At 64.8% G+C, this 14536-nt stretch carries 12 protein-coding genes and 1 pseudogene; 2 read left to right on the top strand and 11 right to left on the bottom strand.

The window, feature by feature from the left end:
* Positions 1-34: 34 nt before the first annotated feature.
* The 10 genes and pseudogenes from AWC27_RS04895 to AWC27_RS04855 form a co-directional block, all read right to left on the bottom strand.
* Positions 35-1336, bottom strand: a complete 1302-nt coding sequence (locus tag AWC27_RS04895; RefSeq protein ID WP_425437469.1) for a beta strand repeat-containing protein — start codon at positions 1334-1336, stop codon at positions 35-37.
* 74 nt (positions 1337-1410) lie between these two features.
* Positions 1411-1900 (bottom strand): annotated as a pseudogene (locus tag AWC27_RS33115) (PPE family protein); the annotation flags it as partial.
* Between the two features lie 249 nt (positions 1901-2149).
* On the bottom strand, positions 2150-5335 hold the full coding sequence (locus AWC27_RS04890) for a PPE family protein (protein WP_083111045.1): 3186 nt from the start codon (positions 5333-5335) through the stop codon (positions 2150-2152).
* A gap of 117 nt (positions 5336-5452) precedes the next feature.
* Entirely contained in the window at positions 5453-5845 is a 393-nt protein-coding gene (locus AWC27_RS04885; protein ID WP_083111217.1) for a hypothetical protein, read from the bottom strand.
* Between the two features lie 52 nt (positions 5846-5897).
* Complete coding sequence (locus tag AWC27_RS04880; protein WP_085669453.1) at positions 5898-7163, bottom strand: DUF58 domain-containing protein; 1266 nt, start codon at positions 7161-7163, stop codon at positions 5898-5900.
* Positions 7160-8131, bottom strand: a complete 972-nt coding sequence (locus AWC27_RS04875) for an AAA family ATPase (protein ID WP_085669452.1) — start codon at positions 8129-8131, stop codon at positions 7160-7162. The genes AWC27_RS04880 and AWC27_RS04875 overlap by 4 nt, the downstream gene beginning before the upstream one ends.
* Positions 8132-8138: 7 nt before the next feature.
* A complete protein-coding gene (locus AWC27_RS04870; RefSeq protein WP_085669451.1) occupies positions 8139-8621 on the bottom strand; it encodes a hypothetical protein in 483 nt (160 codons plus the stop codon).
* The gene (locus AWC27_RS04865; RefSeq protein ID WP_085669450.1) at positions 8618-9562 is read right to left on the bottom strand and encodes a DUF4129 domain-containing protein; all 945 of its coding nucleotides are present in this window, start codon (positions 9560-9562) and stop codon (positions 8618-8620) included. The genes AWC27_RS04870 and AWC27_RS04865 overlap by 4 nt, the downstream gene beginning before the upstream one ends.
* 186 nt (positions 9563-9748) lie before the next feature.
* Entirely contained in the window at positions 9749-10606 is an 858-nt protein-coding gene (locus AWC27_RS04860; protein ID WP_085669449.1) for an SDR family NAD(P)-dependent oxidoreductase, read from the bottom strand.
* Positions 10603-11205: a TetR/AcrR family transcriptional regulator gene (locus tag AWC27_RS04855; RefSeq protein WP_085669448.1), complete on the bottom strand. Its 603-nt coding sequence runs from the start codon at positions 11203-11205 to the stop codon at positions 10603-10605. Before AWC27_RS04855 ends, AWC27_RS04860 begins: the two co-directional genes overlap by 4 nt.
* A gap of 43 nt (positions 11206-11248) precedes the next feature.
* On the opposite strand from AWC27_RS04855, the gene AWC27_RS04850 reads away from it, so the two are divergent.
* Together AWC27_RS04850 and AWC27_RS04845 are read left to right on the top strand one after the other, a co-directional pair.
* The gene (locus AWC27_RS04850) at positions 11249-12394 is read left to right on the top strand and encodes a phosphotransferase family protein (RefSeq protein WP_085669447.1); all 1146 of its coding nucleotides are present in this window, start codon (positions 11249-11251) and stop codon (positions 12392-12394) included.
* Complete coding sequence (locus tag AWC27_RS04845) at positions 12394-13509, top strand: Rv3169 family protein (RefSeq protein ID WP_085669446.1); 1116 nt, start codon at positions 12394-12396, stop codon at positions 13507-13509. The genes AWC27_RS04850 and AWC27_RS04845 overlap by 1 nt, the downstream gene beginning before the upstream one ends.
* On the opposite strand, the gene AWC27_RS04840 is transcribed toward AWC27_RS04845, so the two are convergent.
* On the bottom strand, positions 13492-14478 hold the full coding sequence (locus AWC27_RS04840; RefSeq protein WP_085669445.1) for a TIGR03617 family F420-dependent LLM class oxidoreductase: 987 nt from the start codon (positions 14476-14478) through the stop codon (positions 13492-13494). The two genes, AWC27_RS04845 and AWC27_RS04840, sit on opposite strands and share 18 nt — an antisense overlap.
* Between the last annotated feature and the right edge of the window lie 58 nt (positions 14479-14536).

Below are 14536 nucleotides of genomic sequence, written 5' to 3'. Positions count from 1 at the left end.
TGCGATTGCGGCGCTGGCGCAGGCGCGCTGAGGGCTAGGCCGGACCGAAGATGCCCGCCTGGTGATCGCCTTGGTTGAAGAATCCTGCGCTGTGGTCGCCCGTATTTCCGGCGCCGGTGCTGCCAACGCCGGAGTTGTAAATGCCGATGTTGGCTATGCCGGAGTTGAAGAAGCCGTTGGCGCCGAGCCCGGTGTTACCGAAGCCTCTGCTGCCCAGACCGGAGTTAGAGAAACCCTCGGTATTCGCATCGGTGTTGAAGAAACCCGACGATACGTTCCCACCTCCGAGGACGTTCTGGTAGCCGGAAATGGCGTCGCCGTGGTTGAAGAAGCCCGATACGTCGTTACCCGTATTGCCGAAGCCGGATGTGGTCACCCCGGGCACGGTCAGGGCGCTGCCGATACTGGTGTTGTAGTCACCAGAATTGAACAAGCCGGTGTTGGTATGACCCGAATTGAAGAAGCCGGTGTTGAGACTGGACGAATTGCCGACGCCGGTGTTTAGGCTGCCCCCATTGAAGAATCCCGTGTTGAACGAACCGGTATTTCCGACGCCCACGTTCGCGCCGTTGCCGCCGTTGAAGAAGCCCACATCGGCCCCGGCGGCATTTCCGAAGCCGAAGTTCTGAACGCCGGCGTTCCCGAAACCTGCGTTCATGCTGCCGGCGTTCCAGAAGCCGGTGTCGGTGTGACCCGCGTTGCCGACGCCGAAGTTCTCATTGCCGGAGTTGAAAATGCCGAAGTTTCCATCACCGGAGTTGAAGAACCCGACGTTGTGGTCACCGGTGTTGCCGAAACCGATATTTCCGACGCCGGTGTTCAGCGCGCCAAACCCGATCTGGTTGTTGCCCGTGAGCCCGAAACCGATGTTGTTGTTGCCGTTGTTGCCGAACCCGAAGTTGTTGCTGCCGGTGTTGCCGAACCCGGTGTTGAAGCTGCCCTGGTTGCCGCTGCCGATGTTCTGCGAGCCGATGTTTCCGCTGCCGTAATTGTTGTTGCCGATGTTTCCGCCGCCGAGGTTGCCATCGCCCTGGTTGCCTGAGCCGAAATTGTTGGTGCCCTGGTTGCCGCTACCGAAGTTGACGTGACCGTTGTTGCCGCCGCCGACGTTGCTGTTACCGACGTTGCCGACACCGAGGTTCCCCGAGCCGACGTTGCCGCCGCCGAGGTTGGCGTTGCCGAAATTGCCGATGCCGGTGTTTCCGTTGCCGGTGTTTCCGCTGCCCGGATTCGCGCTTCCGGTGTTGCCGCCACCCAAGTTCCAATTGCCCTTGTTGCCCAGACCGGTGTTGATGTCAGGGAGACCGACGACGCTTGAGGCAGCCGCCGCGGGCACGCCCCCTAGCAGGGGGCTGAACACCTGCCCGATACCCGGCAACCCCGCCAGCGCCTGCTGCCACGACGGCAACGAAGCCGCGGCTGCCGAAGCCCCACCGTGGTACCCGACCATCGCCGCCACATCGGTGGCCCACATCTCCTCGTACAGACCCTCGGCAGCCGCAATCGCCGGCGCGTTCTGACCGAACAGGTTCGATAAAACCAATTGCACGAACGCATTTCGGTTGGCCGCCACTGCCAGCGGGTGAATCGTGGCCGCCCGCGCGGCCTCAAACGCACTGGCAACGGCCTTGGCCTGAGCCGACGCGCCCGCGGCCCGCTCCGCAGCCGTACTCAAGAACCCGGCATACGGTGCGGCCGCGGCGGCCATCGCCGCCGCGGCCGCCCCCTGCCAGGCCTGACCCGCCAGCCCCGACGTCACCGACCCGAACATCTCCGCCGCGGACCCCAACTCAGCCGACAGCCCGTCCCACGCCGCCGCCGCCGTCAGCATCGGCGCAGCACCCGCACCAGAGAACATCCGCAACGAGTTGATTTCCGGCGGCAATACCGAGTAATTCATGAGCGTCCCCTTTCGCTGAGCGACTACAGGCCACCCCGCTCCGATCCACCTGCTCGCATCACGTCAGGCGATCGGCCCCCTTCGCTCGACCTGTACAAATGGACTTTAGGGAAAACTCAGGCCGAAATCAGGGAATCGGTGAAAATAGTTCCAGCACAAGTGGATTAACGCACGCAACGATCGTTGGGCACACGGCATCGACAACTGGGCCGCCCGCTCCCGCGGGTAGCTGGGCGGCCCGAACGCCCGTTATGGCTGACCGAAGAAGCCCGCTTGGTTGTCGCCCTGGTTGAACAGACCCGCGCTGTTATCACCGGCGTTGCCGATACCCGAGCTGCCAGACCCGGAGTGGTAGATGCCTGAGCTGGATCCCAACGGCGCCGAGATTCCCACGCCATAGTTGAAGGCCTGGGAATTGGCGATGCCGGTGTTGTCGTGGCCGGTGTTGAACAAGCCGGTCTGTCCGTCACCAGTGTTCGAGAAACCCGAACTGTCGTCGCCGATATTCTGGAAACCCGAAGTCCGGTCACCCGAGTTGAAGAAACCAGAGACATTGGTACCGGTGTTTCCGAAGCCCGACGAGGTCGCCCCGACCGGAGTGACCGAGCTGCCGACAGCGGTGTTGAAGTCGCCCGAGTTGAACAAACCGGTATTGACGTTGCCGGCGTTTCCGAAGCCCGTGTTCAAGCTGCCGGCATTGAAGAACCCGGTGTTCTTACCCTCCGTCCCGAAAACCGCACCGCCAGAATTGAATGCGCCACTGTTGTCATGACCGGCGTTACCGAAACCTAGGTTGGCACCGCCCGCGTTCCCGAAGCCAACGTTGTTGCTGCCGGCGTTTCCGAAGCCGAAGTTCAGGCCGCCCGAGTTTCCGAAGCCAGTGTTGATGCTGCCGGAATTCCAGAAGCCGCTGTTGGTGCCGCCCGAGTTGGCGAAGCCGAAGTTTCCGTTACCGGAGTTGAAGAAGCCGAAGTTTCCGTCACCGGAGTTGAAGAAGCCGATGTTGTTGGAACCGGTGTTGCCGAAGCCCATGTTGCCGGTGCCGGTGTTCAGCGCCCCGATGCCAATCTGGTTGTCGCCCTCCAGGCCTATACCGATGTTGTTGTTGCCGTGGTTGCCGAAGCCGAAGTTGAGGTTGCCGATGTTGCCGAATCCGACGTTGGACGAACCGATGTTGGCGCTGCCGAGGTTGAAGGATCCGATGTTCGCGCTACCAAAGTTGTGGCTGCCGAAGCGGTTTGCGCTGCCCAGGTTGCCGTCCCCGAACACGTTGGCAAAGCCGAAGTTTCCGCTGCCGAAGAAGTTGCCGCTGCCCAGGTTGAGGTTGCCGAAGTTGCCCCAGCCGAAGTTGATGTTGCCGAAGTTTCCGCTGCCCAGGTTGGCAAAGCCCGAGTTTCCGCCGCCGAGGTTGATGTTCCCGTTGTTTCCGCCACCGAAGTTGACATTGCCGACGTTTCCGGGACCGAAGTTGAAGTTGCCGTGGTTGCCACCGCCGAGGTTCCAGACGCCCAGGTTGCCAAGCCCGGTGTTGATATCGGGCGGGGTGAACGGCGTAGGCGCCGTCAGCGCAGTGACGATGGGAGCCGCAGGGCCGAGGTCAAGCAGGAATGCCGGCGCACCGGCGCGACCGAAGAAGCCGGCCTGGTTGTCGCCCTGGTTGAAGAACCCTGCGCTGCCGTCGCCCGCGTTACCTACACCGGAGCTGCCACTGCCCGAGTGTGAAATGCCCGAGTTCGCCATTCCTGAGTTGTAGAAGCCCACACTGTTGTCTCCGGTGTTACCGACGCCGGTGGAGAAATGGCCCGAGTTGTTGAAGCCGGCGTTGTAGTCACTGGAGTTGTTGAAACCCGAGGCGTGGCCGAAACCGAAACCGCCATTTGTGTTTTGGAAGCCGGATGAGTCAATGGCCGAGTTGTAGAAGCCCGAGCTGCCCGCACCGGTAACCCCGAAGCCCGACGACGTCACACCGGCCGGGGTGAGCGCGCTACCGACGCCCGTGTTCAGGTCGCCGGCGTTCATGAAGCCGGTGTTGATGCTGCCCGCGTTCCCAAAGCCGGTGTTGGTGTCACCGGCGTTCCACCAGCCGGTGTTGTAGTTACCCGAATTGGACATGCCGGTATTGCCGATGCCCGAGTTGCCAAAGCCCATGTTATTGAAGCCCGAGCTGCCGAAGCCCACATTTGCCGCACCGGTGTTGCCGAAGCCGAAACTTTGCTCCGCGGCGTTGCCGAAACCGGTATTGAGGCCGCCGCCGTTCCAGAAGCCGGTGTTGGTGGTACCGGCGTTGGCGAAGCCGAAGTTTCCGTTGCCCGAGTTGAAGATGCCGAAGTTACCGTCTCCGGAGTTGAAGAAGCCGATATTGTTCTTGCCCGAGTTCCCGAACCCGAGGTTTCCGACGCCCGAGTTCAGCGCGCCGATCCCCACCTGGTTATCACCGGTGAGACCGAACCCGATGTTGTTGTTGCCGTTGTTGCCGAAGCCGAAGTTGAAGTTGCCGTTATTGCCGAACCCGACGTTGTAGAAACCATGGTTGCCGCTGCCCAGGTTGAGCGAACCATTGTTCCCGCTGCCGTAATTGGTTTCGCCGCTGTTGCCGCCACCGAAGTTTCCACCGCCGAAGTTGCCGAAGCCGAAGCTGCCGTCACCGCGGTTGCCCAAACCGAAGTTGAGATGGCCCAGGTTTCCGAGGCCGAAATTGCTGTAGCCGGTGTTGCCACTGCCCAGGTTGTAGGAGCCGAAGTTTCCGCTGCCGAAGTTCAGGTTGCCGGAGTTTCCCCCACCCAGGTTGACGCTGCCGTGGTTACCGCCGCTGAGGTTGAAGGAGCCGTTGTTTCCCCCACCCAGGTTCCAACTGCCCAGATTGCCCAAACCGGTGTTCACCGCCTGGATGGCGGCAGCGGCCGGCGCACCGAGGCCGGGTAAGCCCTGCAGCCAGGACGGCAACGCCGCCGCGGCTGCCGAGGCCCCGCCGTGATATCCCACCATTGCCGCCACATCGGCGGCCCACATCTCCTCATAGATGCCCTCGGCCGCGGCGATCGCAGGAGAGTTCTGGCCGAAAATATTAGACAACACCAACTGCACGAACGAATTACGGTTGGCCGCCACCGCCAACGGATGAATGGTCGCTGCCCGCGCTGCCTCAAAAGCACTGACCACGGCCTTCGCCTGAGCCCCCGCTCCAGCGGCCCGAGCCGCCGCGGCGCTCAACCACCCTGCGTACGGGGCCGCCGCGGCGGACATCGCCGCAGCGGCCGCCCCCTGCCAAGCCTGACCCGTCAAACCCGATGTCACCGAGCCGAACGACTCGGCCGCCGACGCCAGCTCAGCGGAAAGTCCGTCCCAGGCCAGGGCGGCCTCGAGCATCGGCGCCGAACCCGCGCCCGAGAACATCCGCAGCGAATTGATCTCCGGCGGCAAGACCGAGTAGTTCATGTGAGGTACCCTTCCGCTTCACCCAGCGCAGGTCGCCCCGATTTTCGACCTGTAAATAGGACTCTAGGAAAAATATCGGCGCCATATTCGCGGTTCAGTCAATTTGCTTCCGAGCAATTAACCAGCGAACGGACGAGTGGCCACTACGTAGATCGCCAATACCGCGAGCGGGGCCACCAAGGGCAACCACGGCAGCTGCACGGGAAACGACACCGCGACCAGACCGGCGAAGGTAAACCCCAGGGCCGAAACGATTGTTGGCCAGCTCGCCACGACGACACCCGCGGGCCCACCGGGCGCGTGCCGGCACACCAGATAGCCAACCGCGCACAGTCCCGACAACGCGGCCAGCACTTCGGGCGGATCGGCGGCCAATAGCACCGACACCGTCAGCAGCACGGCAAGCGTTGCCGCAGAACGAAACACCGTTGCGGCCGCGACAGCGACGACGGCGGCAATCGCGGCGACAACGGCTGGACCGTGCGCTCCAACCGTCGCGGCCCCCACCATCAGCACTCCGAATGCCGGCGCGAAGATCTGAGGTTGCAGTAGCGCCACCACGTCAGCGCCTTACCGCTAGCCGCCCGCGCAGCCGACGGCGCCGGTCGGGCAACGCACTCATCGACTGTTCCAACGACCGATCACCCGGCCAGGACAGCACATCCACACCGATGGTGGCCATGTCGCGATACATGGCGGAGCGCTGCAGCGACCACATCCGGATCACCAGCGGGTCCTGCTCACCTTCGAATGGCGAACTGTCCAGCACGTCGACCGCGACCACGACATGGCCGCGTTTGCGCAAATCGATGAGCGCCAGCGCGAATTCGGTGTCGAGCAGTGTGGAGAACGCGAAGACGATCGCCCCGGCGGGCACCGCGGCGCGCGGCGCCAGGGTCCCGGTGGTGTTTTCGAAGCGGTCACCGGCTGCCAGCACGGTATCGAGCACCCGATAGAACTGGCGCTGACCGATGTCGGCGCCCAGCCAGCGCGGACGATTCCCACCGAGCGCGACGATCCCGGCCCGGTCGCCGTTTCGCAGCGCGGTCTGAACCACTTGGGCGGCCCCCCGCACCACCCGTTCGGTGGCTAAGGTGGCCGGGCCCGCCGGCTGTTGATACGTGTCGATCAGCACCACCACGTCTGCGGCCCGGTCGGTCAACCGCTGCGTCACATGCAACCGGCCGCGGCGCGCGCTCACCGCCCAGTTCACCGCGCGCAACTGATCTCCCGGCACATAGGGGCGAATGTCGGCGTATTCGACACCGGGGCCGATATGCCGGGTGAGGTGGGCACCCAGCCGATCCAGTAACTCGGTCTGCGGGATCGACGTCGACTGTGGCGGTGTCAGCGGAAAGACGATGACGTCGGCCGCGTCGACGGTCCCCGATCCCCGCACCAATCCGCCGCGCGCGATGAGATCCACCCGGGCCCGGATGGGATAACGTCCCCAGCGTTGCGTCACCGCCGCAACGGTTTTCGCTGGCCGATCATCGGTTTCGACGACTTCGAGCTGCATGGGTTCGGGGGCAGAAACCGCGAATTCGACTGCCGCGGTCGGTGTTTCCGTCGTTACCCATAGTGCGACCCGGGCCCGCTCATTTTCGAAGCATCGTTGCGCATCCGGTTCGGCGTGCACCTGGATCGTCGGAACGGGTTGCTGCCAGCTGATCGAGCAGAGCACTCCGAGCAGGGGTGCGACGAACGCGATCAGCTGCCATTTTCCGCCGATGACCGCTGCGACAAGTGCTACCGCGGCACAGGTGGCGATCGCCAGCGTCAGTTGGGAAGCACGCCAGCGCAACTCGACTTCACGAGTTTGGATCACCCCGAGCCGCCTGCGCCTGCGCGCGGAACAGGCAACCGCCGCAACAGTTCTCCGATGACGTCAGCTCCCTGAATCTTGCGCACCCACATCTCTGGACGCAACGTGATCCGGTGCGCCACCGCGGCGATGGCGAGCGCTTTGACATCTTCGGGGATCACATAGTCGCGCCCGAGCAGCAGGGCACGGGCGCGCGCGAGCTGGACCAGGTCGAGTTCTGCGCGCGGGCTGGCGCCCACCGCCACCTGCGGATGGTTTCGGGTCGCGGTAGCCAGCGACACCACATAGTGCAGTACGTCCTCATGTACCGTCACCTGCTCGACCGATTCCCGCATGGCCAGCAGATCGTGCGCGTCCACCACCTGGTTCACCGTCGGCTCTGCCGAGCCGCGTTCCAGGCGGCGGCGCAGCATCGAGGTCTCGTCCCGCTCCGAGAGGTAGCGCAACTCCAGCCGGATCGCGAACCGGTCCAGCTGTGCCTCCGGTAAGGGATAGGTGCCCTCGTACTCGATCGGGTTGTCGGTGGCCAAGACGATGAAAGGCATTGGCAGCCGGTGGGTTTGGCCGTCGATACTCACCTGGCCCTCGGCCATCGCCTCCAGCAGCGCCGCCTGCGTCTTGGGCGGGGTGCGGTTGATTTCGTCGGCGAGCAACAGGTTGGTGAAAATGGGCCCACGCCGGAAATCAAAGCGCCCGGACTGCATGTCGTAGATGGTCGAGCCGAGCAGATCGGCGGGCAACAGGTCGGGAGTGAACTGAACCCGGGTGAATTCCAGACCCAGCGCGGCGGCGAAGGATCGCGCGATCAGCGTCTTGCCCAGGCCGGGAAGATCTTCGATGAGTACGTGTCCGCGTGCCAGGACGGCGGTGAGAATGAGCGTAAGGGCCGAGCGCTTACCCACGACGACACGTTCGATCTCGTCGAGCACCGCCTCGCAATGAGCGGTGGTCGTAGCGGCCGGCATAGTCATAGTTCAGTCATACCTGTTCCAACTTGTGCAGGATTGCTTCCAGCGCAGCACGACCGGGGCCCGGAGCGCGGTCACCGGTGCGGGTGACGTTGTTGGGGTTCACCCATTGCCATAGTTCAGTGCCGAAAAGCATTTCGCCGGTGGCGACGAAGGCGGCCGGGTCTCGCGCCTGCCGTTGCCCGGTAGCGATTTCGAACCGCCGGGCCAGCATCGGCCGCAGGTGGCGGTCCCAGTCCGTTCGAGTCGATTCCGACCAGCGGATGGTCGTCTCGGTGTTGGACAACCAGCGGCGCAACCCCGCCGCCAGATCATCGGATTCCGGGTCCGCCGGCGGGCCGCTCGGGTGTCCGAGGACACGGCGGACGTTGAGCAACACCAGAGCCAGAGCGACGCCCGCCCCGGCTACCACATAGCGGCGATCCTGCAATATCAGCGCCAGCAGCTCTATCCCCACCATGAGGAAAACGCCCATTACGATAAGCCTCTTCATGCCGGACTCCGGGTGCTCAGTTCATCACGGACCAGCTGCAGCACCCGCACCGCCACCTCGCGATGACCCTCGCTCATCACATGCGGACTGAATCTGGCTTCGGCGAACAGCTCTACCAGTTGGACGGCGTTATCCGCCTGCAGCGCATGACGTTCCACGGCCCGCGCCAGCACTTCGGTGGGGGTGTCGAATTCCTGGGGAGCAGCACCGGGCACGTCGGCCAGCTCACGCTCCATCGCCGCGTAGCACGCGATGATCGCTTCGCGGGGTTCACGACTCAGGTCGGCGATTTCGGCGAGCCCGACTTCGGCTGCCCGGGCCAGCGATTCGGCTGCCTGCGGCGGTGGCGTGGTCTTCGGAGCGTCGTCTTGGGCGACAAGAGCCGTTGTCGTCGGGCGCCGTCGCCGGGACACGATCACTCCGGCCGCAACGACCAATAGCAGCACGGGCGTGCAGGCGATCAGGATGCCGAGCATGTCCCCGTTTTTCTTGTGCTGCGTTAGCGGTTTGGGTGGTGGGGCGGTGCCGGGCGCCGACGTCGACGCGCTCGAATCCGGATTGGGTGCGTCCACGCTGACTTCGTGGGGTGCGAGTATGCGCGACAGCAGCAGCGCGATCAACAGCCAGGCCACAATCGCACCGAGCGCGATCAGCACCACGCGCCAATTCGGCCGGCCCGTGCCGCGGCCCACCATTTCAGGAAGTTGCCCGGCACTGGGCGCCACCGCACGTGGATCACGTAAGCGCGCGATGATCGAGAACACCAGTATGGCCAGCGTCGCGGCGATGGCCGTGACGAGCATCGTCAGCGCTGCCCGGTTTCCACCGGCCTCCGCGAGCCGCGATCCGTGCTGCGCCGGAAGGTATCCGCGAAGCGCGGCGGCAGCCAAGATCAACAGCGCGATCACGACGATAACGCGGCCCGTGGGCTTGTCAGACATCAACGCACCCCGAGGCAGTAATGCGCCTCATAGCCGAAGGCTAGCGGCGCGCAGCCGCGTGGGTCCAGCTTGTCACCGGGGCCATTTATCCGTCGCAAACATGTTCGATCTCGGTTTCCGGCCCCACCTCGAAGGCGCCGCGACACTGTAGCTGCCGCGACGACACGCCGAAAACGCTCACGCTAACTACAGCCTCGCGGAAAATGGGGTGAAGCTACCGTCGAGCACCTGCAGGTGGCCGATCGTGCGCCCGGTGACCGCGGCCGGGTCCACCAGCGCGAGTTGCACTGCGGCCCGGGCGAATTCGTCCGCGGAAGCGACGTCGTCGAACTCGCGCGCGTAGTAGGACAGGCCCGGAGTGAGGATCGGTTTGGACGGCGCCAGCGCGTTGACGGCGATGTTGTGCTCGGCAAGATCGAACGCCGCGCATTGGGTGAGGTGCTCGAGGGCCGCCTTGGATCCGCCGTAGCCGGGCAGGACGCCACCGCTGCGGTCGGCGTAGGGGCCGTCGCCGGGTAGCCGCGAGGCGATGGAGGTGATGTTGATGATCGCGCCGCCACCGGCGGTGATCATGTCGGGAGAGACCAGTTGCATCAGCTCATAGGCAGCGAACACCGCGATGTCGAAATGGCGGCGGAAGGCGGCCAACGGCGTGCTGACGAACCCTGGCCAGCCGGGCTTGGCCGCTTTGGCGGATCTGACCCGCGGCTGGTCGCCGGGGGCCGGCGGACGCCCCGGGGCGGTGAACGCGGCATTGTTGACCAGAATCGCAATGGGGCCCAAGGCATCTCGCGCCTCCTGCACCAGCCGTGCAACGTCCGCGCGGTCGGTCAGATCCGCGCGTACCGCCATCGCCTGCCCGCCGGCCGCCTCGATGTCGGCGACCGTCTCGCCGATGGTGCCCGGCAGCCGGTCGTCCCACACCCGTTCGGTACGCCCTGCAACGGCCACCGCAGCACCCTCGGCCGCCAGTGCCAAAGCGATAGCCCGGCCCAGTCCGCGACTGGCGCCGGTGACGATCGCGGTGCGCCCGGCAAGCCTCATCGGGTCACCCCGTGCACGACGATGGCGGTGGTCTGCTCGACCCAGGTGTCATCGAGTTTGTCGTCGGGAGACAACAGCATTCGCAGCATGGTGGCTCCGCCGATCAATTCGATCAGGCGTTCCGGGACGACGTCGGGATGCGCCTCACCACGCTCGACGGCCTCCTGCAGCCGCACCCGCACGAGCGTGAACAGGTCGGTGAAGCGGGCCAGAACGCGGGCGTTGAGTTCGGGGTCGGCCGTCATGTCGGCCACTAAGCCCGGCAATGCGGCCCGCACTACCGGGGTGGTGAACACGTCGCGGGTGGCCTCGATCATCATCCGGATATCGGCGGCGAAGTCGCCGGCCGGAGCCTCGAGCGCGGTGGGCGCCACCGGGAAAGCCGCCTCGTGCACCAATTCAGCCTTGCTCGACCAGCGCCGGTACAGCGCGGATTTCGTGGTTCCGGCTCGCTCGGCGACGGCAGCCAAACTGAGGTTCGAATAGCCGATTTGCACAAGCAGTTCCGCAGTAGCCGACAGGATGGCCGAGTCGATGCGCGGATCCCGGGGCCGCCCGGCGCCGGGGCCCTTGTCAACCGAGGACGGGTCTGCTTTCATAACGCTACCTACCGTATCGTAATTACCTCACGAAGGAAGCCCCGTGGCCAAAGACTCGGCCCCCGACAACGTCGACCGCCTCCAGCGCTCGAGCCGTGACGTGAGCACAGTGCCGGCGGTGATGTCGCGATGGCTGGGCACGGTGCTACCCGACGGGGTGACACCCGAAGTGACCGTGGAAAGCGGCGTGGACTCCACGGGCATGTCGTCGGAAACCATCATCTTGACCGCTCGCTGGGAATCCGGCGGCCAACCGGTTGAGCAGAAGCTGGTGGCCAGGGTGGCACCTGCTGCAGACGACGTGCCTGTCTTCCCCACCTATCGGCTTGACCATCAATTCGAAGTGATCCGCCAAGTCGGCGAACTCACCGACATCCCGGTTCCCCGCGTGCGCTGGATCGAAACCACCGGCGAGGTTTTGGGCACTCCTTTCTTCCTGATGGACTACGTCGACGGCGTGGTGCCACCGGATGTGATGCCATACACCTTCGGCAACAACTGGTTCGCCGACGCACCGGCCGAGCGGCAACGACAATTGCAGGACGCCACCATCGCAGTGCTGGCAAAGCTGCATTCAATCCCGAACGCGGAGAAGACGTTTGGCTTTCTCACCGAGGGCCTCGCCGGAGACACCGCACTGCGCCGGCACTTCAGCTGGGTGCAGTCCTGGTACGACTTCGCCGTGCCGGACATCGGCCGTTCGGCACTGCTGGAACGGACCTTCGAATGGCTGGAAAGCAACTGGCCATCCGACGCGGCCGCGCGTGAGCCGGTACTGCTGTGGGGCGACGCCCGGCTGGGCAACGTCCTGTACCGCGACTTCGCCCCGGTCGCGGTGCTGGACTGGGAGATGGTGACGCTAGGCCCGCGGGAGCTCGACGTAGCCTGGATTATCTACGCCCACATGGTATTTCAGGAGATGACCGCCCTGGCGACGCTGCCCGGCCTGCCGGAGGTGCTGCGTGAGGAAGATGTCCGCGCCACCTATCAAGAACTCACCGGCGTGGAACTTGCTGACCTGCACTGGTTTTACGTGTACTCCGGTGTGATGTGGGCGTGCGTGTTCATGCGTACCAACGCGCGGCGAGTGCATTTCGGCGAAATCGAAAAATCCGACGACCCCAATTTCGCAGAATCGCTTTTCTACCACGCGGGATTGATGAAGCGTCTGATCGGAGAGGAGCAGTAATGTTAGGCCCGCTCGACGAGTATCCGGTACACCAGGTACCTCAGCCGATCGCCTGGCCCGGTTCCTCCGACCGTAACTTCTACGACCGCTCCTACTTCAACGCCCACGACCGCACCGGCGACATCTTCGTGATCAGCGGCATCGGCTACTACCCCAACCTCGGCGTCAAGGATGCCTTCGTGCTCGTGCGCCGCGGGCATACCCAGACCGCGGTGCACTTGTCGGACGCCATCGACTCCGACCGGCTGCACCAGCACGTCAACGGTTATCGAATCGAGGTCATCGAGCCGCTACGCAAACTTCGGCTGGTCCTCGACGAAACCGACGGCGTCGCAGCCGATCTCACCTGGCAGGGGCTTTTCGATGTCGTCCAGGAACAGCCGCACCTGATGCGCACGGGCAACCGGGTCACCCTGGACGCGCAACGGTTCGCCCAAGTCGGCAGCTGGAGCGGACACCTCGTCGTCGACGGCGAGGAAATCTCCGTCGACCCCGCGACGTGGATCGGCAGCCGCGACCGCTCGTGGGGCATCCGGCCGATCGGTGAGCCCGAACCGGCCGGCCGGCCGGCCGACCCGCCGTTCGAAGGCATGTGGTGGCTGTACATGCCGATGGCGTTCGACGACTTCGCCGTTGTGCTGATCATCCAGGAGGCGCCCAACGGCTTCCGGTCCGTCAACGATTGCACCCGGGTGTGGCGCGACGGCCGCATCGAACAGTTGGGCTGGCCGCGGGTGACGACCCACTACCGCTCCGGCACCCGCATCCCGACCGGGGCCACCATCGACGCGACCGCTCCCGACGGCACGCCGGTCCACTTCGACGTGGAATCCAAACTGGCGGTGCCGATTCACGTCGGCGGCGGCTACGGCGGCGACGCGGACTGGCTGCACGGCATGTGGAAGGGCGAAAAGTTCGTCGAGCGGCTGACCTACGACATGAACGACCCGGCCATCATCGGGCGGTCCGGCTTCGGCGTCATCGACCACGTGGGGCGCGCGGTCTGCCGCGACGGCGACGCGGATCCAGTCGAGGGCTGGGGCCTCTACGAACACGGCGCACTCGGCCGCCACGACCCGTCGGGATTCGCCGACTGGCTAACGGTCGCGCCGTAGCTCGTCGACAATCTCGGCCAGCGTCTGCAGCCCGATAGGCGAGGGCTGATAGAGGCACACCGTGTCCGAGACACCCGAGACCCGGTCCCGGATGTAGGCCGCGATCTCGGCGGGGGTACCGCAACCGGCCAGGGTGTGCAGGATCTCGTCGTCGATCAGGTCGGCCATCTCCTGCCAGCGGCCCTGCTTGGACATCCCGTTGAGTTCGGGTTGCAGATCCTCCCAGCCATGGGCGGCCAGCACCGGACGATAGGCCGGGGTCGACCCGTAGAACGCCAGCAGCCGACGCGTGCTGGCATCGCTGTCAGCCGAGGACACGATGATCTCGGGGATGATGGCGAAGTCCTCGGCTCGCCGTCCGCCGGCGGCGAGGCCCTCGCGCACCGCCGGCATCGTGTGCTGGTGCAGGAACCGTTTGGAGCCGAACGGCATCACCAGCAGGCCATCGGCGTGCGCGGCGACGGCCTGGGTGAGCTTGGGACCCAGCGCGCCGACGTAGATGGGCGGCGGGCCATACGGATTCGGACCGGGGTTGAAAGTCGGCGTCATGAGCGTGTGCTGGTAAAAGTCGCCGCGAAAGTTCAAGCGGGAACCGGTATTCCACGATTCGAAGATCGCCCGCAAGGCAGCGACCAGTTCGGTCATCCGGGCCACCGGCCGGTCGAACTGGGCGCCGAAGCGCTTCTCGATCTGGGCCCGCACCTGGGTGCCCAGACCGAGGATGAACCGGCCGCCGCTCAGTATCTGATGATCGTTGGCCTGATGGGCAAGGTGTATCGGATTTCGCGGAAAGGCGATCGCCACATTGGTCATCAGGTCCAGACCGCCCACCGTGGCGGCCAGGGTCAGCGGGGCGAAAACGTCGTGCGGTCCTTCGAAGGTGGCCACCCCGCTAGCGCCGGCGTCGCGCAATTCCCGCGCGCGCTCGGCAGCATCGGTGAGCCCATACAGGGCGGTGTAGACCTGCAAAGTGCCCGCCTGACCAGGGGAAGCAACTGACGATCGAAATTTATCCTACGGGGAGCCG

The organism is Mycobacterium szulgai, assembly GCF_002116635.1.
Lineage (GTDB): Bacteria > Actinomycetota > Actinomycetes > Mycobacteriales > Mycobacteriaceae > Mycobacterium > Mycobacterium szulgai.
This window is presented reverse-complemented; position numbering and strand designations above follow the sequence as displayed.

Bases quoted from the DNA above. Each gene is read 5' to 3' on its own strand.
- AWC27_RS04865 (WP_085669450.1), bottom strand. From the start codon at position 9,562: ATGTCTGACAAGCCCACGGGCCGCGTTATCGTCGTGATCGCGCTGTTG.
- AWC27_RS04860 (WP_085669449.1), bottom strand. From the start codon at position 10,606: ATGAGGCTTGCCGGGCGCACCGCGATCGTCACCGGCGCCAGTCGCGGA.
- AWC27_RS04875 (WP_085669452.1), bottom strand. From the start codon at position 8,131: ATGACTATGCCGGCCGCTACGACCACCGCTCATTGCGAGGCGGTGCTC.
- AWC27_RS04870 (WP_085669451.1), bottom strand. From the start codon at position 8,621: ATGAAGAGGCTTATCGTAATGGGCGTTTTCCTCATGGTGGGGATAGAG.
- AWC27_RS04890 (WP_083111045.1), bottom strand. From the start codon at position 5,335: ATGAACTACTCGGTCTTGCCGCCGGAGATCAATTCGCTGCGGATGTTC.
- AWC27_RS04885 (WP_083111217.1), bottom strand. From the start codon at position 5,845: ATGGTGGGGGCCGCGACGGTTGGAGCGCACGGTCCAGCCGTTGTCGCC.
- AWC27_RS04845 (WP_085669446.1), top strand. From the start codon at position 12,394: ATGTTAGGCCCGCTCGACGAGTATCCGGTACACCAGGTACCTCAGCCG.
- AWC27_RS04855 (WP_085669448.1), bottom strand. From the start codon at position 11,205: ATGAAAGCAGACCCGTCCTCGGTTGACAAGGGCCCCGGCGCCGGGCGG.